Origin of the sequence: Segetibacter aerophilus (genome assembly GCF_007991655.1) — a bacterium.
GTDB classification, from domain to species: Bacteria; Bacteroidota; Bacteroidia; order Chitinophagales; family Chitinophagaceae; genus Segetibacter; species Segetibacter aerophilus.
Genome location: NZ_BJYT01000012.1, coordinates 76,405 through 99,057 on the forward strand (window position 1 = coordinate 76,405; position 22,653 = coordinate 99,057).

Here is a 22,653-nt window from a genome sequence, read left to right on the forward strand (position 1 = left end):
TGCGTCGCATTCCGTTCGTCTGTAAACCTTTGTGCAGCTTGTCCATAAGGCATTTTCACTCCAGCTAATTTTACCAATTCTAATGCTTCGACTTACTAACGTTCAGAAATATTACGGAGGTTTTTTAGCAATAGATATCCCTTCACTATTTATTGAGGAAGGCCTATGGTGGGTGCAGGGAGAAAATGGTTCCGGTAAAACCACTTTCCTTAAAATGATTGCCGGTCTCCATCCTTTTAATGGAACGATTTCTCTCAACAATCTAACGATCACAAAGCAACGCCAGCAATTTGTAAAGCTGGTTAATTATGCAGAAGCGGAACCATTGTATCCTTCATTTCTCACGGCAAGAGATCTAGTCGAACTGTATTGTCAAACAAAAGGCGGGGATATATTATTTGCGCAGGAATTATTAAAACAGCTTCATGTTTTTGACGCATATACTCAATCAATCGGAACCTATTCAAGTGGCATGATAAAGAAGGTAAGTCTCGCACTTGCGTTTATCGGACAACCTAAAATAATACTGCTCGACGAGCCCTTAATAACGATTGATGCAAGTGCAGTAAATGCAATTTGTACAATGATTAATGATAGTTATAAAAAGGGCGTCTCTTTCATCATTACCTCTCACCAAGCAGTACGAAGTGAGCAACTAGGATTTACCGGAAAGCTTTTAGTTGAAAACAGAACGATTCACAAAAACAGCGAATGAGGAAAGCGCTTGCTATACTGCAAAAGGTTTTAGTAAATTATTTCTTTCGAGTTAACGCAGGGCTATTCATGTTTGCATTTTTCGTTTTATTCGGGCTGCCTTATTCGGTGCTTGCGTTTCATTACTCTTTGATTACAGGTGTCGTTCAGAGCCAAACATTTTTGGCGCTGGTAATGGTGGTTTGGCTGCTTTATAATATCAAGTGCGTCGACTACATAAGTAAACAGTTAAAACATCAACACCAGTCTTTTTTGTTTTGCCTCAATTGTTTGCCCGATAAAAAAAATTATCTCCTGCAGTTGTATGTACAGGTGCAAGTGTACATGCCTGTTCTGCTGTATTCTATAGCTATTGTAGCGATAGCTCTTAAACAGCATCATTATTTAGCTGCTATCGAAGTAATACTCTTTAACTTGATGGTGCTGGTGCTGACACCTTTTTTATATCTGAAGGTTTTGCAACGAAAACCTTTAAACTATAAAGGGCTCGCAATTCCATCATTGGGGTTAGAATTACGTAAGCCGTATTTTTTATATCCTCTGTATTTTCTTCTAAAAGATCGAAAGCAAATGCTATTAATAACAAAGATTTTTTCTCTCTTGTTATTATATGGCTTCATACAATTATACCAGCCTGAAAGAGCTGATATAAGACCCGTTCAGCTTTGCCTTCTAATTACTGCCGCCGCTCATTGTGCCATCGTTTTTGAGGTAAGAATGTTTGAGGATGAATATTTACAATTCAGCAAAAACCTGCCAATAACGTTGATTGGTCGTTTTTTTAAATCGATTGCCTTGTATCTAATCCTGCTTTTGCCGGAAATGGTTTTCTTGCTTAAGGGAATTCATACCCAGTTTTCGATCTATAATTACCCACAACTAGTATTAATGTTAATTGCCCTGATCTGTATGTTTCATGTAGTGTTGCTATTAGAGAAAACGAACATGGAGCAGTTCATCAGAATTGTTTTTGCCATTAGTGCTGCTTGCTTTTTTGTAATACTCTACGACCCGGGTGTTTTGCTTGCAGCGATGATTTTGGCTTTAGCTTTTGTTCTTTACAGCTCTTATTTTTATCAATACGAAAAACAATGAAAATGTGCTTTTGGTGTTTATTGTTCCGGAGACAATAATGGTTTTGCAGGGTTGCTGATGAGAGAATAAAATGTACAAGAGTGCGACGCAACGATGTTCAATTTATTTACTTTTGCTCACTTCATAATTAAAACACACATATGAAACTTCTTGAAGGAAAAGTGGCTATTGTTACCGGCGCTAGTCGTGGAATTGGTGAGGCGGTTGCTCTAAAATTAGCGGAGCACGGAGCAAGCATTGCCTTTACTTACGTAAGCAGTGACGATAAAGCAAAGGCACTTGAAGAGCGTTTGCAAGGTCTTGGTGTAAAGGCAAAAGCTTATAAAAGTAATGCCGGTGTGTTTGCAGAATGTGAGGCAATGGTGAACGCTGCGATCAAAGAATTTGGAACAATAGACGTGTGTGTAAATAATGCCGGAATAAGTAAGGATAACCTGTTACTTCGTATGACCCCCGAGCAATGGGATGATGTAATGACCACCAACCTGAAGAGTGTATTTAATATGACCAAGCAGGTAATAAAGCCGATGATGAAAGCAAGGAAAGGCAGCATTATAAACATGAGCTCCATTATTGGAATGCGTGGAAATGCAGGGCAAAGCAGCTATGCAGCATCAAAAGCAGGCATCATTGGTTTTACAAAATCGATGGCGCATGAAGTAGGAAGTAGAAATATTCGTTGCAACGCAATTGCACCCGGCTTTGTTGAAACCGACATGACACATTACCTAAAAGAAGGAGAAGCTTCTACTGCTTTCTTACAAAAAATACCTTTGGGTCGTTTTGCCAAAGCAGAAGAAGTTGCTGATACCACTTTATATCTTGCAAGCGATATGAGCTCGTATGTTACCGGGCAGGTAATCAGCGTTTGCGGAGGTTTGAATATTTAAGGGCAAATTCTTTTGGAACGAGAAAAATTTGTGAAGGCAATTGCTATCATGTGTTAGTTTGTCATTTCCTTGTTAAACTGATATCTATTATTGATTAATAAATGCCATCGGTTATCTTTGCACCTCCGGATGATAAAACTAAAGGTCATATCGTTTTTTCTGTGCTTGCTGATGGTAATGCAAATGTTGCCAATAAAGCAAATTGGAAAGGTGCTTGCAAGTAATCAATGGACAGAAGAATTACCTCATGACGCTGATGACCTTGGAAAAGACCCTAGCGTAAAATTTAATCATCCTTTCTTGCCCCCGGCAAATTATACAACTCCAGACTCTTTCGCATCTGATAACAAGGCCCTTGCCTATATTCATCATTCAGAGCAGATACCATCTAATCATTCTACAGAAGTAGTTACTCCTCCGCCAGACGCTGTTTGCTAAACAGGCCTCTTATTTTATTTTATTGTTTACTTCTGATTTTAATTAATTAGATAATCTATCTATTTCTGCATGAAAAAGTATTTACAGAACGTAGGGTCGGATTTACCGTCTGCTATCGTCGTGTTTTTGGTGGCGCTGCCACTTTGTTTAGGTATTGCATTGGGTTCCGGTGCACCTCTTTTTTCGGGTATTATTGCCGGCATTGTCGGCGGCATTGTTATAGGAACATTAAGTGGTTCACAACTTAGCGTGAGCGGGCCAGCTGCCGGACTGACTGCAATTGTTGTTGCAGCAATCACTAAGCTACAGGTATATGAAGCATTTCTCGTAGCCGTTGTTATTGCAGGCGTTATCCAAACGATCTTCGGCTTTTTAAAAGCAGGAGTCATAGGCGATTATATTCCAAACTCTGTAATCAAAGGAATGTTGGCAGCAATTGGATTGATCCTTATTATGAAGCAATTGCCACACTTTTTTGGTTATGACAAAGATTATGAAGGGGATCAGTCTTTCGTTCAGGCTGATAATGAAAATACATTTTCTGAGCTATTCAAGATCTTCAACGTAATTACTCCTGCTGCTGCTATTATTGGTTTCGTGTCAATGTTTATTTTGATACTGTGGGAAACGAAGGCTTTTAAAGCAAAGAAAGCGCTGACTCTTGTTCCCGGTCCGCTTGTGGTCGTTTTAGTGGCGGTAGTTTTAAATATTCTTTTCAAGTCATACTCCCCGGGTTTTGAACTTGAGGACAAACATTTAGTTACACTGCCAATTGCCGACACTCCTGCAATGTTTGTTTCTTTCTTTACTTTCCCCGATTTCTCTTTTATTAAGAATCCACAGGTTTGGATCAGCGGTTTAACGATAGCAATCGTGGCAAGTCTTGAAACTCTGTTAGGTATTGAAGCGGTGGATAAGCTTGACCCGTTTAAAAGAGTAACACCAACCAACCGTGAATTAAAAGCGCAGGGTGTGGGAAATATGGTGTCTGGATTAATTGGTGGCTTGCCACTTACATCTGTTATTGTAAGAAGTTCAGCCAACGTGATGGCCGGTGCGAAGACCAAGATGTCTACCATTTTTCACGGGACGTTATTACTTCTTTCCGTTTTCTTCATTCCAAAGGTGATGAACCTTATACCGCTGTCCGCTTTAGCAGCTATCCTGATATTTACAGGGTACAAGCTGGCAAAAGTCGGTTTGTTTAAAGAGTTCTATGTGAGAGGCTGGGATCAGTTTATTCCCTTTGTTGTTACCATTGTAGCAATACTATTATCTGATTTGCTGATAGGTATTGTGATAGGCGTTATGGTGGGTTTATTCTTCATGATAAGAAGTAATTTCAGGTCTTCTGTATTTGTAGTGAATGACGAAAACAGGTATCTTGTACGTTTGCGAAAAGATGTCTCGTTTTTAAACAAACCAATTGTAAAGCAAAAGCTCGAGGAAGTGCCTGCCAACTCCTTTATCATAATTGATGCAACACGAGCCGATTTTATTGATAAAGACATTATTGAAGAAATCAATAATTTCCTGAAGCATGCCCACTTAAAGAATATAAAAGTAGAGATTAAAAAAAGCATGTACAAAAGCATGCATACATTATTTAACGAACAACCTAAACTGCTAGTAAGATGACATCATACGAAAAATTATTATTAGAAAATAAAGCATGGGCAACGGAAAAGGTAGAAGATGATCCTGAGTTCTTTTCACGGTTAGAGCATTTGCAAACACCCGAGTTCTTGTGGATCGGTTGCAGCGACAGCCGTGTTCCTGCAAATGAAATTACCGGAACGCAGCCAGGTGAAATCTTTGTTCATCGCAACATTGCCAACCTGGTAATCAATACCGATGTTAATTTATTGAGCGTACTTGAATATGCAGTGTCGGTACTTAAAGTAAAACACATAATTATTTGCGGGCACTATGGTTGCGGCGGCGTAAAAGCTGCGCTTACAAATAACGACCATAAGCAGGTTCTTAACATGTGGCTACGAAACATAAAAGATGTGTATCGTCTGCACCGGGCAGAACTTGACAAGCTGGGTGAAGGAGACGAAAGGGTTAACCGGCTAATTGAATTAACGGTAAAAGAGCAGGTAATGAACCTTGCAAAAACTTCCATTGTACAAAAAGCGTGGAAGGAGGAAAACCGGCCTCACCTACATGGCTGGGTGTACAGTCTTTCTAATGGGTTGATAAATCCAATTTTCGAGATGGAAGCAGGAACTCATATAGATCCTGTTTATGAATACGAGAACTTTCGCTAGTTTTTTTGGGTCAGGCAGAAGTTATTCTATGAAGCTTCTCTTGCGACGCAGTACGTTCATCTGTAGCAACAGTAGGAAGCTTTTATCGTGATATTTAAAAGAAGGTCCGCAAACATTTAAACCTTGCGGGCCTTCTTCTTTATTATTACATTTATAAAAGCCGTCATATTTAATGCCTCTTCGTACCCGCCCTTATTTATGGAAGCAGATACCTTTTCTCAGGCTGATAATTCCATTAATAGCAGGGATACTTATTCAATTTATCTTTCCTTTCTCCGTCACACAACTCCTAATACTTGCCGCCTTCACCGCTTCTATAGGTTGCATTTATTACCTCCTTACTTTCTCTGCTAAATATTCTTTCAGATGGCTCCCAGGTGTTGCCATACATTTTGCGCTGATTATATCAGGTGCATTACTAGTGCACAAACAAGACAGCAGCAATAAAAAGAACTGGATAGGAAACTGCCGGGCAGACAGTGTAACAGTACTTATAACATTACAGGAGCCATTAATCGAAAAAGCAAAAACCTATAAAGCTGAAGCCACAGTTGACGCAGTGTACGCAAGCGGAGACTGGAAAGAAGCCACAGGAAGGATGTTGGTTTATTTCAGCAAAGACAACATTCAAACGTTGACGTATGGCTCCCAAATATTGTTCGATAAACGGTTGCAGCAAATTAAAAACTCGGGTAACCCGGGCGGCTTCGATTACAAACAATACACAGCTTTCCAGGGAATCTTTCACCAGGTATTTTTAAAGGGTGATGAGTACAGGGTCGCTTCTTCCACAAATGGAAGTGCTTTTAAAAATTGGCTTTTCAACGTTCGTGGATGGGTGATTAAGAAATTGCAGGAATACATAAAACCCGACCGGGAAGCAGGGGTTGCAGAAGCACTTTTGATCGGGTACAGAAATGATCTTGATAAAGACCTTGTGCAGGCATATAGCAACACAGGAGTCGTTCATATCATTGCTATTTCTGGTTTGCATTTGGGAATGATATATATGGTACTTGTCTGGTTGATGAGACCTTTCAGGAGAACTAAGTGGATCCGCCTCGTAAAGCCAATTATCATTCTAACTGTCTTGTGGGTATTTACATTGCTGGCCGGTGGAGTTCCTTCCATTCTTAGATCTGCAGTTATGTTTTCGTTTATCGTTTTGGGCGAAACGCTCAATAGAAAATCATCTATTTATAACACGCTTGCTTCATCTGCATTTGTAATGCTTTGCGTAAACCCATACTATTTGTGGGATGCGGGATTTCAACTTTCGTATGCTGCTGTTATTGGTATAATTACTTTTCAAAAACCAGTGTATAACTGGTTTTACCTAAAAAATAAAAGTCTTGATTTTTTGTGGAAACTAACGTCGGTTACTATAGCGGCCCAGGTACTAACGATACCAGTTATCTTTTACGCCTTTCATCAATTTCCGACCTTTTTCCTGCTAACAAATATGGTAATCGTTCCGTTATCATCTCTTGTTTTATTTGCTGAATTAACCTTGCTGATTGTTTCTTTTGCCCCGGCCGTTGCAAACTTTGTTGGTATTGTGACTTCGGGAATGCTCGCTATAATGAATGGTTTTATTGAACGTGTCAACAGCTTTCCTTACGCTGTTTATGATGGTATTCAAAATAGCCTCGTTCAAACTATTTTACTGTACATCCTTATTATCAGTATTGGCTGGTGGCTATTAAATAAGACAAAAAGAGCCTTGTTTATAGGTTTGACTTCCATGCTGCTTTTTATCGCGATAGATAGTTACGAGGACTACGGCCGAAGGGGGCAGGAAAAAATGATTGTTTATAATATCCCACAACGCAATGCCATCGATTTCGTTGCTGGAAAGCAGTATGCCTTTACGGGCGATGCAGCGTTACTGGCGGATAAATACCTGGAAAACTTTCATTTAAAACCATCGCGAACTTTGCATCAAGTTGGTTCAGCAAGCGACCTTGAAGGTTTGTATATAAGCAAGCCATTTTTCTGGTTTGGCGGAAAAAGAATATTGGTAGTTGATAAGTCATTTCGGTTTGAAAGTGCTGCCAGAATTTTCGTGGATGTTATCATCATCTCTCACAATCCCCGTTTCAGTATTGATGATCTTGTAGGAGTTTTTAATTGTAAGCAATTTGTTTTCGATGGTTCAAACAGTGCGTGGAAAATCAATCAGTGGAAAAAAGATTGCGAGCGATTACATTTGCCAAATTATTCAACTTCTGATAATGGCGCTTTTGTTTTGGACTTATAATTAGAGTTGAAATAATACGCGTTGAAAAAGCAACAATAGAATTATAAGAGTTGAACGGAGCGTCGCAAGGATGCTGAACGTTGTTGCTATCGTTTGTCAATTTAAAAAACACTGCTTTTAATCTTACCAAACATGCAAAAGAAAATTCAATCTGCACTGATTTCAGTTTTTTATAAAGAAGGCCTTGATGCCATTGCGAAACGCTTGCAGGGGTTAGGAATAACTATTTACTCAACGGGTGGAACAGAAAAATTTATCAGGGATCTTGGTATTGATTGCGTACCCGTTGAAAGCCTGACGACCTACCCATCTATCTTAGGCGGGCGGGTGAAGACTTTGCATCCTGCTGTTTTTGGTGGCATTCTTGGAAGACGTGATCTTGACCAGGATATGCAGGAGATGAAACAATACAATATTCCTGAAATTGATTTGGTGATTGTTGATCTCTATCCCTTTGAAGAGACGCTTGCATCGACTACGGATGAAAAGCAAATCATAGAAAAAATTGATATTGGCGGCCCATCGATGATACGTGCTGCTGCGAAGAATTTTAAGGACCTTTTGGTCGTAGCGGCAAAAGATGATTATGCAGCACTAGAAAAATTGCTGGTTGAGCAAAAGGGTGAAACAACGCTTGAGCAACGTAAACAATTTGCCGCAAAGGCTTTTAAAATTGTGATGAATTATGATATTGCTATTAGCAATTATTTTAATCCGGCGAGTGCAGTTGGCGCGGATGGAGTTGCAAAACAATCTTTACGGTATGGTGAAAACCCGCATCAAAAGGCTGTTTTTGAAGGCGATTTGAGTAAGATCTTTCAACAGTTGCATGGCAAGGAATTGTCGTACAATAACCTCGTAGATGTTGATGCGGCGATAGAACTCATCAATGAGTTTCCTGCTTATTCTTCCGCAGAAACTGATGCTGTATTTGCAATTATAAAACACACCAATGTTTGCGGCGTATCATCGAGGGCAACTATAAAGGAGGCGTGGGACTTTGCTTTAGCAGGTGATCCGGAAAGTGCATTTGGTGGCGTCTTGGTTTGTAACGGAACAATTGATAAAGCAACGGCTGAGGCAATTAATGAAATCTTTTTTGAAGTATTAATTGCGTACGGTTTCGATAGCGATGCAATGGAGATCTTGCAGAAGAAAAAGAACCGGATTTTGCTGCAGTTGAAAGGTGCTTTCGAAGCAACTGAGCAGTTTAAAGCTGTAGCAAATGGTATTTTAAGACAAGACCGCGACAAGGGAAATTTTGTAGAATGGAAAGAGGTTGGCGGCAGAGAAACTACAGAATCTGAAAGAGCAGATTTAGAATTTGCTAATCTTGTTTGCAAACATTTAAAGAGCAATGCAATCGCCCTGATAAAAAATAAACAACTTGTTGGCAAAGGGTGTGGCCAAACAAGCCGCATCGATTCTATAAGGCAGTCAATAGAAAAGGCGAAGCAATTTAATTTCGATTTACACGGAGCGGTGTTAGCCTCTGATGCGTTTTTCCCTTTTAATGACTCGGTGCAAATCGCACATGCTGAAGGCATAGAGGTATTTATTCAGCCAGGTGGTTCAATAAGAGATAAAGACAGCATAGAGTATTGTGTACAAAATAACCTCGCGATGGTGTTCACCGGTATGAGGCATTTTAAGCATTAGTCTGAACCGTGATTTAAAAGATTTAAGGATTTGGAGGAAAGGGTGCCTATTTACTTCTATCCTCCAAATCCTTTAATCCTAAAAATTCAGGTTCTGACACATTGTTATATAGCTTTCTCGCCAACCTCTAAACATCTTATCCGTTCCCAGGAAGTGATTGTGCCAGATTGTAATTAGTAGTCCGTTGACTTCTTTCGTTATTCTAAAATAGTGCTCCATTTCCTTCAAAGCTTCATCGCAATTGTAGTGTTGCTCATAGTAGGAGTTGGCGTCCATGTAGCAAAAAGGGTAGATGAGAAGTTTTGTTATTTCCTCTTGTTGTAAATCGTACCAAAAAAAGGGCAAACAATAAGAAGCTCTAAAACCATTTATACTTCCGTAACCCATCGAGTAATCTTCTGTAAGTCCGGTATCAAGCAATCTTCTATAAGTCTCGGGCAAATTCATTCTTATATAGTGCTGCCGGCTTTTAGTGATTTTTTTGCCCGATATTTTTTCAAGCGCTTTAAGTTCTTCTTTTAATAATTCTTCTTTATCGCCACTTTGCCAGGAGGGATGAATGGCCACTTCATATCGCTCTGCATGTTGACGGACCAATTGTTTCATCGCATGCTTTGACGGAAGAATATTTTTATCATAAGCTTTGTTTTGGCTGGCAAGCAAAAAAAAGTAGATCGGTTTTAATTGTTGAGCCTGGTGTAATTCATGGAGCCAATGATAGCTATCAAAAGGGTCGGGCTGTTTTCCAAATAACACGTTCATTCTTTCTTTTACCCGGGCCCATTCGCTCGCCCACATAGCTTTTATAAAACCGCCGAAGTTTCTTGCTAACCCTTTATGTAGATAGCTATAGGCAATGTCGATATCGTAGGTAGGGACGAAGGTGAAAGGTTTAGGGTGGAAGGTTGAGGAAGGGAATTTTTGAACTAATGTCTTACGAAATTCCTGCAACCAAATATTTACGAGAGGCAGTTTTAGAAAGTCCTCTTTGTACGCCAGGCTGTTCTCATGTGCGTACCGGCCATACATATCTTTTCTGTGCGGCAAGTATTCTTCGTACCGGGAGATCAGGTAGAACGAAGCGGCAAAAATGTCAAAGGGAAAATCGCTGTAAGAAGTTTTAAAAAAGGCCTTGGAACCATTGCAATCAAAACAAATGATTTGCTGCTCAATTATTCGGGTTTCAAATAGCAGCCTCGCAGGGGATATCCAAAGTTCATCGGCTGTTATCCGCTCAGCGGAATAATTTATTTTGGGGTGAGGCAGCTGGGAAAAAAATGTTTGATCGGTAGTGAAGCTGAAGTCTTGAATGCCTAAAGCGCTTAGTAATGTAGAGAAAATATAATCTACACGGGAAGAAGGAGCTTGAGTATAAATGTACAATCTACTCAAGGATTGTAGATATCCTTTAGGCTAAGAGAAATATCGAGCTTAGGAAAGATTATAAGCTGTTCATCTTTCGTAAATGTTACTTCATTAGACATTTCTTTATGCAACTGTATTACTTTCATAACAACTCCCTTTATCCAAATTTATTAATGTTCTTCTCAATAACAATTGTAGAAAGCAAAATAGCATTTCAACTGACGAACGGAGCATCGCAACGATGATTAACCAAAGTTGCAAAGTCTGCCACAAAACATCCTAACCTTTGCCATTCCTTTCATCCCACATTTCGTTGAAAGTCTTATTGCTAAAGTTCAGCTTTCCTCGGTGTGCGGTCCACGCAGAAAAAACTTTGTTGATCATCCAATTCTTCAATTTGCCATTGCCCAGGTTCATCATTTTCCGGTTGAGGCTGCCGGTTTTCCAGGCCTTCCAGGCAATCCTTTCTCCGTACGTCGCCATTCCAAACTCAACTGCCTCATGCCTGTTTTCGAGCAATAGCTCATGCAGGTTTATTCTTACCGGACAAACCTCGGTACAGTTTCCACACAAAGAGGACGCATTACTCAAATGCTTGTAATCGTCCATCTCTTTCAAGTGCGGAGTAATTACACTGCCAATCGGTCCGCTGTAAGTTGTTTCATAAGTATGACCACCAATGTTTTTATAAACCGGGCAAGCATTTAAACAAGCGCCGCATCTGATGCAGTACAACGCTTCCCTGGTCTTTGGGTTATTAAGAAGATTAGTTCGGCCGTTGTCGAGGAAGATTACATACATGTCCTCGGGGCCATCTGTTTCGCCTTCCTGTCTGGGGCCTGTAACGATAGTATTGTACACCGTTACTTTCTGACCTGTGCCATAAGTGGCAAGCAGTGGCCAAAACAAACCAAGGTCACCTAAAGTAGGAATGACCTTTTCGATGCCAACGATAGCAATATGTGTTTTTGGGAAAGCACAACTTAGCCTTGCATTGCCTTCATTTTCTGTAATAGCAATTGCGCCAATATCTGATATAATAAAGTTTGCACCGGTAACACCCACCTCGGCCTGGATGAATTTTTCACGAAGTTTTACGCGTGCTACAAGTGTTAGTTGTTCCGGTGTAAGGTCCGATGGAGTTCCCAGCTTTTCAGCAAACAGCTTTGCAACGTCTTCTTTGCTTTTGTGCATCGCGGGGGTAACAATGTGGTAAGGAGCCTCACCGTCGAGTTGTTGGATGTACTCGCCCAAGTCGGTTTCCACGCTTTCAATACCCTGCTTTTCTAAAAACTGGTTCAGGTGGATCTCTTCGGTAACCATGCTTTTACTCTTCACCAACGTCTTGCAATTTTTTTCCTTGCAAATCTTTTCTACAGCTTCCAGCGCTTGTTCGGCGGTCTCGGCCCAAATTACCTTTCCGCCCCGTTTGGTAAATTGCCGCTCAAATTCTTCCAACTGCTGGTCAAGCGTTTCTATTGCCCGCCACTTTGCGTTTTTAGCTCTTTCCCTTGCCACCATTAGTTCAGAGAACTGGTGCTTGGCAACAGGAACAACAGCGTTATATTTATTGATATTAAAATTGATCTTACGCCTATGCTCGCGATCATCAGATTTTATAGTACTCTTTGCTTTAAACGACTCGGCAGTTTCGGTCATGATTTAAGTCATTAATAATTTATAAATACTAATTCTTTCGTTTTATTTTCTTTGGTGCCAACCCTTCGAAGCTCTATTAAGCTTCGTTGCGTCGCACTCTTGTACGTTTAAATCTTTACTCATCTTCTTCTGCCTTTGCCCGTAACTATTTGCGACTCCCGCATATATTTCGCTGTAGCATCCAGCGTTTCAAAAAATTCTTCTCCGTACTTTCTTATGATCGCTTCTTTCAAGAAGATATAAGCAGGCACCTTCAACTTTTTCCCAAGCTTACAAGCAGCGGAACATAAATCTTCTCGAGGTTCATAATTTACAAACTCAGTGTCTCCATGTTTGCTTTTTTTCAGTCGTATTGGGAAGAGGTGACAACTTATAGGTTTCTTCCACGTTATTTTGCCGTCGTTGTAAGCCTGCTCAATGGCACACTTTACAATGCCCTGTTTGTCTTTGTAACCATACGCACAAATCTCGCTGTTAATAGTTGGCGTTACCCACCCAAACTCCTGGTCATAAACATATTTGCCGGCTTTTTCAATTTCCCTAATACCCTCAGCAGTCATGTATGATTTAACAAACGGATAAGCATTATTAAGATGAGCCAGTTCCTCTACTTCAAGTGGAGCTCCCGCATCGCCATCTTCACAACATCCACCTTTACACTTAGTCAAGTCACACACAAATTGTTCTTCTACTACCTGGTCGCTAACCAGTATATTTTCAATTGCTATCATAACCTTTGTTTCTGCACTTTAATCTCGAAGTTCGATTACAAAGATAGTTGCAAAAAGATGCTTATAAAATGTAGGTGTAGTACCATTTTAAGTAATTATTCGGAGAACTACCGGTGTAGGAGAAAATCAAAAACGATTAATATTAGAGAGAGAATAGCCAGCGCATAAAAAATCTGTCTTATTAGAACGGATTTGTTTAAAAGTTAAAATGCTAATGGGTTATTTCTTTACGATATCGCCCAAACCGGCATCGTCTAAATTAGGCTTGGTTAGCGTGGCTGGCTTAACAGTTTTTCTCATTTTCATGTTTAATAATTCTACTGCAAACGAGAAAGCCATTCCAAAATATACATAGTTCTTAAGGTGCAACTCTTCGGCCTTCTCACCCGACCATCCTTCTACAATTAGTACCATACCTACCATAACTAAAAATGAGAGCGCCAACATTTTTAAAGTTGGGTGACGATTAATAAAGTCTGCGATTCTTTGACTAAAAATAAACATGATGAACATAGCTACTACCACCGCAAGGATCATCACTTCCAAATGGTTCGCAATACCCACTGCTGTAATGATGCTGTCGAATGAAAAAACCATATCAACCACGATAATTTGTCCTATTGCATTGATAAAAGATGCCGGCTTTTTTCCAACGTTTTGAAATTCATCCTCTTCACCCTCTAGTTTGTGGTGTATTTCCTTTACGGTTTTATACAATAGAAACAGACCTCCCGCGATCATCACGAGGCTGGCCAAATCAAAACCCTTTCCAAACAGACTAAAAAGCGGGCTACCCTTTTGCTTGATCAACCAGCCCAAGGCCATTAGCAATAAAACACGTACAGTAATGCCCGCTATCATCCAGACCCGGCGTGCTTTTAATTGCTGATTTTGGGGCATCCTACCCATTATTATCGATACAAAAATTACGTTGTCAACCCCTAGAACAATTTCCAGAATTGTAAGGGTTAGCAGACTTATTAGTGCATCTAATGAGAACAAGTACTCCATAAATTCCAATTTAAAAATGGCAAATATAAGAGAAGAATATATGGTCGTTTCTTCTAATTTTTGTAGGAAGCCGTTACACCGTTAGAAATAATCGGACCTGCTTATTTTCTTGCAAGGTCTTCACAAATGCGTTTTACTATAGCCGGACCCTCATAAATAAAACCGGTCCAAACCTGTATAAGCGATGCGCCTGCAGCCAGCTTTTCTCTCGCGTCTTCTGGGGTAAAAATTCCACCGCTTCCAATAACCGGAAGCCTGCCATTTGTCTGCTTACTAACGTACTGAACTATTTGAGTAGATTTTTGCTTTAGCGGTTTGCCGCTCAGCCCGCCCATACCAATCTCACTTACCTTTTCTTCTTCTGTTCGCAAGCCTTCACGACTGATAGTAGTGTTCGTTGCTACAAGCCCGCTCAACTTAACTTCCTGCGCCAACTCGATTATATCATCCAATTGGCCAACGGTAAGATCAGGGGCAATTTTCAACAGCAAGGGCTTTGTGTTTATACGTCCCTGGTTGATGTTTTGTAGCTGACTTAATATTTTCTTTAAAGAAGATTTCTCCTGTAATTCCCTTAAACCCGGTGTGTTGGGAGAACTAACATTTACAACAAAGTAGTCTATGCAATCAAACAACTCGTTCATACAGATTTCATAGTCCTTCCAGGCATCTTCGTTTGCGGTAGCCTTATTTTTGCCAATGTTTCCACCTATAATAATGTTTCTTTTTGCCGACCGTAGTCTTGCAGCAACTGCTTTTACCCCATCATTATTAAAACCCATCCTGTTTACGATAGCTTCATCTTTATGCAGGCGAAACAACCGGGGTTTGTCGTTTCCCGCTTGAGGTAATGGAGTAACCGTTCCGATTTCAATAAATCCAAATCCTATAGTTTCGAGTTCTTTCAGGTAAAGCGCGTTTTTATCAAACCCTGCTCCTAAGCCCACCGGATTTTTGAACGGTAAACCAAATACTTGTTTATGTAAAGAGGGGTGATTGAACTGGAAGTTTTTTGCAAGTATTTCTTGAAAAGCAGGGATGTTAGTTAGGCGTTTTAAAGAGTTCATTGAAAGGTGATGAACAGCCTCTGCATCGAAGTTGAACAGTAAATTGCGTAACAGAGAATACATGCTGCGAAGGTAATGTTGGAAAATGTTTAAATTTGGTAAAAGAGAATAAATATGCAAGTCGATGCTATAAATATTGATCCTGAAATCTTAAGTGGAACGCCTGTCTTCAAGGGTACCAGGGTGGCAGTAAAAACACTATTTGATTACATCGGCACGGGCGAAAGTTTAAAGGATTTTTTACAAGATTTTCCTTCAGTGCAAGAAAAACAGGCATTAGATGTTCTTCAATTTGCGGGTAGGGTAGTTGTTTCAGAAAAAATTCTACTAGATGAAAATTCTGCTAGATGAAAATCTGCCCGTGAGTTTGAAAAATGACTTTGGTTTGAGACATCAAGTGTTTACTGTTAGAGATCGGGGTTGGTTAGGAATAAAAAATGGAGCTTTGATGAAGCTAGTTGAAGCAAACGATTTCGAAGTTTTTGTAACAACTGATACTAACCTCCAATTTCAACAAAACGTATTAAAGTTCTCCTTTATAATTGTCGTATTGAATGTCGTAATTAACAAATATCAAAATTTACGGCCGCTTATTAGACCACTGCTTGCCGTCTTAGAGACCAACCCGATAGACAAAGTAATTGTTCTAAAGTAGAAAAGTAACAGGTTAACGATTGAAGTGATACAACATGCTTCAGGTTGTCAAAGAACTACTTTTATTCTTATTACATTTGGAAGACATAATTTTTTAAATATGCAGGAAGCTTATATAGTTGCAGGATACCGAACTGCAGTCACGAAAAGTAAAAAAGGTGGGTTTCGTTTTACAAGACCTGATGATCTCGCAATAGAGGTTATCAAAGGGTTAATGGCTTCCGTTCCACAGCTGGAAGCAAAAATGGTCGATGATGTAATTGTAGGAAATGCAGTTCCGGAAGCAGAGCAGGGATTGCAGGTTGGGCGCATCATTGCTGCAAGAGCTTTAGGCCATGATACTCCGGGTATGACAGTTAACAGGTATTGCGCAAGCGGGCTGGAAACAATCTCTATTGCTACAGCAAAAATAAGAACGGGAATAGCTGACTGCATTATTGCAGGTGGAGTGGAAAGTATGAGTATGGTTCCAACGGCAGGATGGAAAACGGTGCCTGCATTTTCTATCGCTTCTGACGAGCCAGATTATTATTTGAATATGGGCCTGACTGCAGAAGCTGTGGCGAAAGAATACAATGTTACCCGGCAGGAGCAGGATCAGTATAGTTACGAGTCGCATCAAAAAGCGATAAGAGCTATTTCGAGCGGGTTTTTTAAAACGGGAATTTTACCCATAAGTGTGGAGCAAGTTTACCTGGATGAAAAAGGTAAAAAACAGAAGAAGGCGTATACTGTTGACACTGACGAAGGTCCCCGCGCAGACACCAGTATCGACGCCCTGACAAAATTAAAACCAGTCTTTGCCGCCGGAGGAGTAGTTACGGCAGGCAACTCCTCACAAACCAGTGACGGAGCAAGTTTCGTAATTGTGATGGGCGAAAAAATGATGAATGAATTGGGACTGAAACCGATTGGTCGATTAGTGGCTTGTTCAAATGCCGGTGTAAATCCGAGGCTAATGGGTATTGGACCTGTAGCAGCTGTTCCGAAAGTATTAAAGTCTGCAGGGATGGCGCAAAGCGAAATAGACCTTGTTGAATTGAATGAAGCTTTTGCGTCGCAGGCTGTAGCCGTGATAAGGGAGTTAAATTTAAATCCCGAAATAGTAAACATAAATGGAGGGGCCATTGCGCTCGGTCATCCTTTAGGATGTACAGGAAGTAAATTGACTGTACAAATTTTACAAGACATGAAACGGCTCAAAAAGAAATTTGGGCTCGTTACTGCTTGTGTAGGCGGAGGACAAGGCATTGCAGGAATCATCGAAAATATTGACTAAACTAACGTACCCGTTCCTCACAAAAAAGCTTCGCCAACAACGAAGCTTTTTTAACTATAAAGCCAGAATTGGCAAATAAGTCAGACACGGAAAAAAGTTGAATAGAGTTAGCACAGACGAACGAAATGCGTCGCAACAGGTGCGTCATAGAAGAACGAATGTTTGGAACAAAAAAGGGGTCTTTTTAAAAAGATTTGAAATTTTTATTTTAAATCCGATAACTTTTGGGCGATTTTGATGGGCTCGTTTCAGGTGTAAAAGATTTATTGAGTAATTAATTATTATTTCTTTCATGAAATATCGAATGGTCGTTTTTATTGTTCTGTGCAGCTTGCTTTCTTATGGGCAGGAGAAATGGAGCTTGCAACAGTGTGTGGAGTACGCAATAAAAAATAATGTATCTATAAAGCAGTCAGATGTACAGGCGCGGCTTACCAGGTTATCGTCTTTGCAAAGCCAAATGACCCTTTATCCTAACGTTGGTGGTGGAGTGAGTACCGGTTACCAACATGGTCTGACAGAGGATCCCACAACCGGCACGTTAGTAAGCTCAAGCTTCATTTCGGGAAGCGCTAATCTGCAGGCGAGCTACAACATCTTTAATTGGAATGCCAGGAGAAACAGCATCGCTGCAAATAAGCTGTATGCGCAAGCTGACGAAATCGGAATTGACAAGGCACACAACGATATCTCGTTAGCTGTCGCCAATGCTTTTTTACAAGTAATGCTGCGTCGTGAACAGGCGAGAATAAGCGAAGTGCAATTAAATCAGTCAAGGTCGCAGTTAGGAAATACACGTAAGCTGGTAAACGCTGGAAGTCAGCCTGAACTAAACGCGATTCAATTGGAGGCGCAACTGGCAAAAGACAGTTCAGGTTTGTTGCAGGCGCAGGCGCTTGAACAGCAGGCCCTGATCAACTTAAAGGCTTATATGAATTATGACTTTTCTCTGCCTTTTGATATTCAATCTCCGGCGGTTGAAAGTATACCTGTTGAAAACATTGCTGACTTGCAACCGGCCGCGGTATACCAGTTAGCGGTAGCTACCCAGCCAATTCAGAAAATGTACAAGCTAAGAATTGAAGCAGCTCAAAAGGAGGCGAAGGCCGCAAGGGGTTTAATGTATCCCAGTCTTTCCGCTTTCGGTGGAATGAATACCCGCGCTGTTAATGCAAAATACCCGGTGATGGCTTTTGCTCCGCCTGACTCAACAAACGCTTTTGTTACGATAGGTACTACCCAATATAAAGTGTTTGCACCATCGGTAAGGCAATTGGGCACAGTAGGTATTCCTTTATTCAGGCAGCTGAGCAAGAACTTTGGTCAAAGTATAGGTTTAAGTGTTAATTTTTCAATCTTCAATGCTTACACATCCCGTACTCAATGGGAACGGGCGAAGGTAAACGTAGTGCAATTGCAACTGCAGGACGAACAGGAGAATCTGAATTTAAAGACTAACATATACAATGCATACCAGGACGCATTCTCCTCATTTCAAAAATATAACGCCGCTCATAGAACTGTTGAGTATTCTCAAAAAGCATTTGACATCTCTAAAAAAAGATACGACATCGGCCTGCTCGGCACCCTTGATTTTATAATCACTCAGAATAATCTTTATCTTGCTCAAATCGATGAGATTAGCAGTCGATACGATTATGTTTTTAAAATGAAAGTCCTTGAGTTCTACAAAGGACAAGGAATAAAATTATAATTAAGCTTAGTGCTTATCCCAACCCTTAATAACACAAACTTCCAGGTATGAATAAAAAACTGATATTAATAATTGGTGGACTGATTTTGCTTATTTTAATAGTATTGGTTTTAAAAAAGAAGGGTGTAATAGGAGAGACTCCGGGTATTAAAGTAACTACCGAAAAGGTGGGCAAGCGAACTATCATTGAGACAGTAAACGTAAGCGGCAAAGTGTACCCTGAAGTAGAAGTAAAGGTGAGTCCTGATATCAGTGGAGAGATTGTTCAGCTAAATGTTGCGGAAGGAGACAGTGTACGCAGGGGCCAGGTGTTAGCACGTATTTACGCCGATATTTATAATAGTCAAAGAGACCAGGCTGCCGCAGTCGTTACCCAATCACAGGCACAAGTGTCAAACTCACAGGCACAATTAGGAGCGCTTAAAGCAACACTAGACCAGGCAGAAGTAACGTATAAAAGACAAAAACAATTGTTGGATGATAAGGTCATTTCAAGGGCAGAATTTGAACAGGCAGACCAGACGTTTAAAACAGCAAGGGCAAACTACAATGCAGCCGTAGAGGGAATTAAAGGCACACAAGCTTCTGTGCAAAGTGCGCGCGCTCAATTGATGAGAGCAAATAAAGATGTAGGCAGAGCAACCCTAATTGCTCCTATGGATGGGGTGGTAAGCTTGTTGGCAGTTAAAAAAGGTGAAAGGGTAGTGGGTACAGCGCAGATGGCGGGAACCGAAATGCTCCGGGTAGCTGACATGAGGGTAATGGAGGTTCGCGTAAACGTGGGTGAAAACGATATACCTAAAGTACACTTAGATGATAGCGCTTTGATTGAAGTAGACGCTTATGCAAACCGCAAGTTCCGTGGAATAGTAACAAAGATTGCAAGCAGCAATACGACAGCTGCGTCCGCCAACCAGGCTGCTTCAAGTACTGATGTTACCAATTACGAAGTGCGCATCCGCCTGCTTCCTGAAAGTTACCAGGACTTGATGAAAGAGCGCAAAGGTGGAAGTTCTCCTTTCAGACCGGGCATGAATGCCAGTGCAGACATCCAGACAAAAACTCATGTAAATGTTTTGGCCGTTCCCATTAATGCAGTAACCACCAGGGACAAGAATAGCGATAAAGCCAAGCCGGGTAAGGAAAGTAGTAGTACCGGAGAGAACAGCTCTTCTTCAACTCCTGTTAACAATGCTGATGAAATTGAGGAGGTTGTATTTTTATTGCAACCAGACAAAACAACCGTAAAAAAGGTTAAAGTAAGAACAGACATTCAGGACATTAATTATATAGAAATCTTAGGCGGACTGGTAGGCGGTGAGGAGGTGATTACCGGTCCCTATAATGTTGTTAGTAAAACGCTGAAAGAAGGCGACAAAGTAAAAGTAGTTCCTAAAGAACAACTTTTTGAGGGTGATAAAGCGAAAGAATAAACATGAAGCGCTGCTGCCTAAGAAGCGATAATTAACCGTCTTTTGTATGTTTGTCTAATATTTAAAGCTCATTAATGCAATTTGGAATTTTAGGCAGCGGAAGCTGGGCAACAGCTCTTGCAAAAATCCTCACCGACAACAACAATAAAATCAATTGGTGGATTCGTAATACCGGTACTATTACACAGATACTCCAAAGAAGGCACAATCCCCACTACCTTAGTTCGGCCTATTTCAATACTTCTTTACTTACTCTACAAAACGACATTGCTGAAGTAATTGATGCCTCAGACGTTTTGGTCATAGCAATTCCTTCAGCGTTTGTTGAAAGCGCTTTTGAGAATCTTCCTGCCGATAGCTTTGAAGGAAAAAAGGTAATATCTGCTATAAAGGGAATTTTGCCTAGCTGCAACCAGTTGCTGAACGACTACATGCACGATAGGTTTAAGGTCGAAATAGCCGCCTACTTCACTGTGCTCGGACCTTGTCATGCTGAAGAGGTGGCGTCCGAAAAGCTTTCTTACCTGACTTTCTCTGGGGTTGATGAGGACATGACTAAGCGTATCGGCGCCCACTTTCATACTGAGTATTTAAACACGGTTGTTAATCACGACGTCATCGGGGTGCAGTATGCCGCAGTCTTAAAAAACATTTATGCACTTGGTGCCGGCATCGCGCACGGCCTTGAGTATGGCGACAACTTCCTAAGTGTCTACATTGCGAATGCCGCAGATGAGATGGTTTCGTTTCTAAAAAAGGTCGTTGGCAACGAGGTCTGCAACCAGGTAAACTACGCTTCGTCCGTTTACCTTGGCGACTTGTTGGTTACCTGTTATAGCCTCTACAGTCGAAATCGAACTTTTGGAAATATGTTGGGAAAAGGATATTCAGTACGTTCCGCCCAACTGGAGCTGAATATGGTTGCAGAAGGTTACAATGCCAGCAAGTGTATGTTTAAAACTAACCAGTCAGTTGGTGCGAACATGCCTATTGCAAAAACCATTTACCAGATTCTGTGGGAGCACGTTCCGGCTGAAGAAGGCTTTAGAAGAATTGAAGAAATCCTGCTGTAAATGTTCATACCAGCAATTGTTCTCATAGCGTCATCGTTGCGTCGCAATCCCTTTATCAGTTGTAATTCTTATCGGCTTTTTTCCACGTAGAACTGGAGGTTCCCCGTTTACGACAACTGCTGAAAAGCCCAATAAAGATGTAGGGTACAAGTGAGTGACACAACAATGCCGGAATGAGTTGGATGGCTTGGACAATAATTAGAGAATAAACAGATCGGCGGCTATACCGTCTGCTAATAGTTTGCCGCTCGCAGTTGTTTTCAGAAAATTGTTTTCCAAAGCAAGGTGTTGACTTGTAAGATGCGAATGGGCAGTCTTCAAAACCGTGTCATATTTGTCTTTTCCAAAATCTGCCAGCAATTTGTTCAAAGAGATACCTTCCATAGTTCGAAGGCTCGTCATGATATATTCATTCAGCTGCTGCTCGCTACTTAATACTTCTTCTTCAGCCGGTATAGTGCCTTGAGCTAAGCTTTGAATATATAAAGCGTTGTTTGCAATATTCCATTGGCGACTACGACCATTAAAAGAATGAGCTGATGGGCCAAGCCCAATATATTGTTTTGCCTGCCAGTAACTACTGTTGTGCTTACTTTTAAAGCCCGGTTTTGCAAAGTTTGAAATTTCGTAGTGGTCGTACCCACTCGCTTTCATCCATTCCATCAGTTGCTCGAAGTGCCTGGCCTGCTTTTCTGTATCAATATCCGCTAACTTTTTTTGACGAATTAGTTTGTCGAGTGCAGTTGCAGGCTCTACCGTAAGAGCATAGCAGGAAAGGTGGGGGATTTGTAAAGCAATCGCCGTGTCTACGTTTTTTTTCCAGTGTTCGTCGCTCAAGGTTGGAGTACCATAGATCAGATCGATAGTTAGATTGAAGAAGCCAGCGTCCTGTGCAAGGTGGATACAATTTTGAGCTTGTTCAGCATTGTGAGCCCGATTCATCCACGCGAGATCTTCTTCAAAAAAAGATTGTATTCCGATGCTTAACCTATTGATGCCGATCTGTTTCCATTCCTGCAGCTTTTCCGGGGTAATGTCATCAGGATTTGCTTCGAGTGTAATTTCAGCGCCAGGTTCTATCGTAAATGTTTTCGACAGCTGGCTTAGCACCGCATCAATTTCGCTAGATGGCAGAATAGAAGGCGTGCCTCCTCCAAAATAAATGGTAGAAACGGGTTCAGTCACGTAATCTTTTCGCAAGTCGATCTCTTGCAGAAGAGCCGTTATAAAACTTTCCTGTAAACCTTTTGAAGTGGAGAAATGGAAGTTGCAATAGTGACAGGCTTTCTTGCAAAAAGGGATATGAATATAAACACCTGCCATGTTAAGCCGGAACTT

20 protein-coding genes are annotated in these 22,653 nt (G+C 40.8%); 14 read left to right on the forward strand and 6 right to left on the reverse strand.

The genetic code is table 11. The features are described 5' to 3' along the window. Positions 1-82 precede the first annotated feature (82 nt). The 8 genes from SAE01_RS15835 to purH all read left to right on the forward strand — a co-directional run bounded on the left by SAE01_RS15835 (position 83) and on the right by purH (position 9,329). Positions 83-715 carry an ABC transporter ATP-binding protein gene (locus tag SAE01_RS15835; protein WP_147204767.1) on the forward strand — a complete coding sequence of 211 codons (633 nt, stop codon included), beginning with the start codon at positions 83-85 and terminating at the stop codon, positions 713-715. Then, positions 712-1,809, forward strand: a complete 1,098-nt coding sequence (locus SAE01_RS15840; protein ID WP_147204768.1) for a hypothetical protein — start codon at positions 712-714, stop codon at positions 1,807-1,809. The genes SAE01_RS15835 and SAE01_RS15840 overlap by 4 nt, the downstream gene beginning before the upstream one ends. A 140-nt stretch (positions 1,810-1,949) precedes the next feature. Then, positions 1,950-2,699: a 3-oxoacyl-[acyl-carrier-protein] reductase gene (gene fabG / locus SAE01_RS15845; RefSeq protein ID WP_147204769.1), complete on the forward strand. Its 750-nt coding sequence runs from the start codon at positions 1,950-1,952 to the stop codon at positions 2,697-2,699. A gap of 129 nt (positions 2,700-2,828) precedes the next feature. Then, positions 2,829-3,137 carry a hypothetical protein gene (locus tag SAE01_RS15850; RefSeq protein WP_147204770.1) on the forward strand — a complete coding sequence of 103 codons (309 nt, stop codon included), beginning with the start codon at positions 2,829-2,831 and terminating at the stop codon, positions 3,135-3,137. 69 nt (positions 3,138-3,206) lie between these two features. Then, on the forward strand, positions 3,207-4,775 hold the full coding sequence (locus SAE01_RS15855) for a SulP family inorganic anion transporter (RefSeq protein ID WP_147204771.1): 1,569 nt from the start codon (positions 3,207-3,209) through the stop codon (positions 4,773-4,775). Next, entirely contained in the window at positions 4,772-5,410 is a 639-nt protein-coding gene (locus SAE01_RS15860; protein ID WP_147204772.1) for a carbonic anhydrase, read from the forward strand. The genes SAE01_RS15855 and SAE01_RS15860 overlap by 4 nt, the downstream gene beginning before the upstream one ends. Before the next feature lie 172 nt (positions 5,411-5,582). Next, entirely contained in the window at positions 5,583-7,670 is a 2,088-nt protein-coding gene (locus tag SAE01_RS15865) for a ComEC/Rec2 family competence protein (protein ID WP_147204773.1), read from the forward strand. Positions 7,671-7,802: 132 nt separating this feature from the next. Continuing rightward, positions 7,803-9,329, forward strand: coding sequence for a bifunctional phosphoribosylaminoimidazolecarboxamide formyltransferase/IMP cyclohydrolase (gene purH / locus SAE01_RS15870; RefSeq protein ID WP_147204774.1), 1,527 nt, complete (start codon positions 7,803-7,805; stop codon positions 9,327-9,329). A gap of 78 nt (positions 9,330-9,407) precedes the next feature. On the opposite strand, the gene SAE01_RS15875 is transcribed toward purH, so the two are convergent. The 5 genes from SAE01_RS15875 to SAE01_RS15895 form a co-directional block, all read right to left on the reverse strand. After that, positions 9,408-10,721 (reverse strand): DUF7033 domain-containing protein, encoded by a 1,314-nt coding sequence (locus SAE01_RS15875; RefSeq protein ID WP_147204775.1) that lies wholly within the window; start codon positions 10,719-10,721, stop codon positions 9,408-9,410. A gap of 252 nt (positions 10,722-10,973) precedes the next feature. Beyond that, positions 10,974-12,353: a LutB/LldF family L-lactate oxidation iron-sulfur protein gene (locus tag SAE01_RS15880; protein WP_147204776.1), complete on the reverse strand. Its 1,380-nt coding sequence runs from the start codon at positions 12,351-12,353 to the stop codon at positions 10,974-10,976. 119 nt (positions 12,354-12,472) lie between these two features. Continuing rightward, the gene (locus SAE01_RS15885; protein WP_147204777.1) at positions 12,473-13,084 is read right to left on the reverse strand and encodes a DUF3109 family protein; all 612 of its coding nucleotides are present in this window, start codon (positions 13,082-13,084) and stop codon (positions 12,473-12,475) included. Positions 13,085-13,303: 219 nt separating this feature from the next. After that, positions 13,304-14,095 carry a TerC family protein gene (locus tag SAE01_RS15890; protein WP_147204778.1) on the reverse strand — a complete coding sequence of 264 codons (792 nt, stop codon included), beginning with the start codon at positions 14,093-14,095 and terminating at the stop codon, positions 13,304-13,306. 101 nt (positions 14,096-14,196) lie between these two features. Further along, complete coding sequence (locus SAE01_RS15895) at positions 14,197-15,225, reverse strand: quinone-dependent dihydroorotate dehydrogenase (RefSeq protein WP_147204779.1); 1,029 nt, start codon at positions 15,223-15,225, stop codon at positions 14,197-14,199. A gap of 51 nt (positions 15,226-15,276) precedes the next feature. Between SAE01_RS15895 and SAE01_RS15900 the strand changes: the two genes are divergently transcribed. From SAE01_RS15900 to SAE01_RS15925, 6 genes are all read left to right on the forward strand, one after another. Next, the gene (locus tag SAE01_RS15900) at positions 15,277-15,513 is read left to right on the forward strand and encodes a DUF433 domain-containing protein (RefSeq protein ID WP_147204780.1); all 237 of its coding nucleotides are present in this window, start codon (positions 15,277-15,279) and stop codon (positions 15,511-15,513) included. After that, positions 15,494-15,817 carry a DUF5615 family PIN-like protein gene (locus SAE01_RS15905; protein ID WP_147204781.1) on the forward strand — a complete coding sequence of 108 codons (324 nt, stop codon included), beginning with the start codon at positions 15,494-15,496 and terminating at the stop codon, positions 15,815-15,817. Before SAE01_RS15900 ends, SAE01_RS15905 begins: the two co-directional genes overlap by 20 nt. Positions 15,818-15,916: 99 nt before the next feature. Continuing rightward, positions 15,917-17,095: a thiolase family protein gene (locus tag SAE01_RS15910; RefSeq protein ID WP_147204782.1), complete on the forward strand. Its 1,179-nt coding sequence runs from the start codon at positions 15,917-15,919 to the stop codon at positions 17,093-17,095. A 292-nt stretch (positions 17,096-17,387) separates the two neighbouring features. Next, positions 17,388-18,809 carry a TolC family protein gene (locus tag SAE01_RS15915; protein WP_147204783.1) on the forward strand — a complete coding sequence of 474 codons (1,422 nt, stop codon included), beginning with the start codon at positions 17,388-17,390 and terminating at the stop codon, positions 18,807-18,809. Between the two features lie 47 nt (positions 18,810-18,856). After that, on the forward strand, positions 18,857-20,242 hold the full coding sequence (locus tag SAE01_RS15920; RefSeq protein WP_147204784.1) for an efflux RND transporter periplasmic adaptor subunit: 1,386 nt from the start codon (positions 18,857-18,859) through the stop codon (positions 20,240-20,242). Between the two features lie 74 nt (positions 20,243-20,316). Further along, complete coding sequence (locus SAE01_RS15925) at positions 20,317-21,315, forward strand: NAD(P)H-dependent glycerol-3-phosphate dehydrogenase (RefSeq protein ID WP_147204785.1); 999 nt, start codon at positions 20,317-20,319, stop codon at positions 21,313-21,315. Between the two features lie 198 nt (positions 21,316-21,513). Here SAE01_RS15925 and hemW read toward each other — a convergent pair whose 3' ends face one another. Then, the gene (gene hemW, locus SAE01_RS15930; protein WP_147204786.1) at positions 21,514-22,638 is read right to left on the reverse strand and encodes a radical SAM family heme chaperone HemW; all 1,125 of its coding nucleotides are present in this window, start codon (positions 22,636-22,638) and stop codon (positions 21,514-21,516) included. Positions 22,639-22,653: the final 15 nt, after the last annotated feature.

Bases quoted from the DNA above. Each gene is read 5' to 3' on its own strand.
- SAE01_RS15835 (WP_147204767.1), top strand. From the start codon at position 83: ATGCTTCGACTTACTAACGTTCAGAAATATTACGGAGGTTTTTTAGCA.
- SAE01_RS15840 (WP_147204768.1), top strand. From the start codon at position 712: ATGAGGAAAGCGCTTGCTATACTGCAAAAGGTTTTAGTAAATTATTTC.
- fabG (WP_147204769.1), top strand. From the start codon at position 1,950: ATGAAACTTCTTGAAGGAAAAGTGGCTATTGTTACCGGCGCTAGTCGT.
- SAE01_RS15850 (WP_147204770.1), top strand. From the start codon at position 2,829: ATGATAAAACTAAAGGTCATATCGTTTTTTCTGTGCTTGCTGATGGTA.
- SAE01_RS15855 (WP_147204771.1), top strand. From the start codon at position 3,207: ATGAAAAAGTATTTACAGAACGTAGGGTCGGATTTACCGTCTGCTATC.
- SAE01_RS15860 (WP_147204772.1), top strand. From the start codon at position 4,772: ATGACATCATACGAAAAATTATTATTAGAAAATAAAGCATGGGCAACG.
- SAE01_RS15865 (WP_147204773.1), top strand. From the start codon at position 5,583: ATGCCTCTTCGTACCCGCCCTTATTTATGGAAGCAGATACCTTTTCTC.
- purH (WP_147204774.1), top strand. From the start codon at position 7,803: ATGCAAAAGAAAATTCAATCTGCACTGATTTCAGTTTTTTATAAAGAA.
- SAE01_RS15880 (WP_147204776.1), bottom strand. From the start codon at position 12,353: ATGACCGAAACTGCCGAGTCGTTTAAAGCAAAGAGTACTATAAAATCT.
- SAE01_RS15885 (WP_147204777.1), bottom strand. From the start codon at position 13,084: ATGATAGCAATTGAAAATATACTGGTTAGCGACCAGGTAGTAGAAGAA.
- SAE01_RS15890 (WP_147204778.1), bottom strand. From the start codon at position 14,095: ATGGAGTACTTGTTCTCATTAGATGCACTAATAAGTCTGCTAACCCTT.
- SAE01_RS15895 (WP_147204779.1), bottom strand. From the start codon at position 15,225: ATGTATTCTCTGTTACGCAATTTACTGTTCAACTTCGATGCAGAGGCT.
- SAE01_RS15900 (WP_147204780.1), top strand. From the start codon at position 15,277: ATGCAAGTCGATGCTATAAATATTGATCCTGAAATCTTAAGTGGAACG.
- SAE01_RS15905 (WP_147204781.1), top strand. From the start codon at position 15,494: ATGAAAATTCTGCTAGATGAAAATCTGCCCGTGAGTTTGAAAAATGAC.
- SAE01_RS15910 (WP_147204782.1), top strand. From the start codon at position 15,917: ATGCAGGAAGCTTATATAGTTGCAGGATACCGAACTGCAGTCACGAAA.
- SAE01_RS15915 (WP_147204783.1), top strand. From the start codon at position 17,388: ATGAAATATCGAATGGTCGTTTTTATTGTTCTGTGCAGCTTGCTTTCT.
- SAE01_RS15920 (WP_147204784.1), top strand. From the start codon at position 18,857: ATGAATAAAAAACTGATATTAATAATTGGTGGACTGATTTTGCTTATT.
- SAE01_RS15925 (WP_147204785.1), top strand. From the start codon at position 20,317: ATGCAATTTGGAATTTTAGGCAGCGGAAGCTGGGCAACAGCTCTTGCA.
- hemW (WP_147204786.1), bottom strand. From the start codon at position 22,638: ATGGCAGGTGTTTATATTCATATCCCTTTTTGCAAGAAAGCCTGTCAC.